At 60.5% G+C, this 410-nt stretch carries 1 protein-coding gene; it reads right to left on the reverse strand.

All coding sequences use genetic code 11. The annotated features are described in order from the left end of the window. The coding region (locus ACWGTI_RS32770) for a transposase (protein ID WP_454590693.1) at positions 1-410 on the reverse strand (410 nt) is incomplete at both ends.

Below are 410 nucleotides of genomic sequence, written 5' to 3' on the forward strand. Positions count from 1 at the left end.
AGTCGTTTCATGTTGTAGAGGATGTTGGCCATGCCGATCTTCGTCGTGGCCCGTTCGATGCCGATGGTCCTGATGAACAGCCCCATGCGGCTCTTCTGCTCGGCGAAGACATGCTCGACACGCGAACGCACCTTTGACTTGAGGTTGTTGGCGCGGCGGGTGGTTTCGGGCATCGGCTTGCCCTTCGGCTTCTTGCGATGGACCCGGCTGATGAAGCCCTGTTTGTCCATGAAGGCCTCGTTGGCGTTCGACCTGTAGGCGGTGTCGGCCGACACGCTCTTGGCGGTGTTGGTTTTGTCGAGCAGACCCTCGCGCAGCCTGGCTCCCTCGTAGGCGGCCGCATCTGTTGCCAGCCATTTGCGGATCAGGCCATGCTCGCGGTCGATCGAGATGTGGTTCTGGTAGCCAAA

The organism is Mesorhizobium sp. ArgA1 (genome assembly GCF_053714375.1).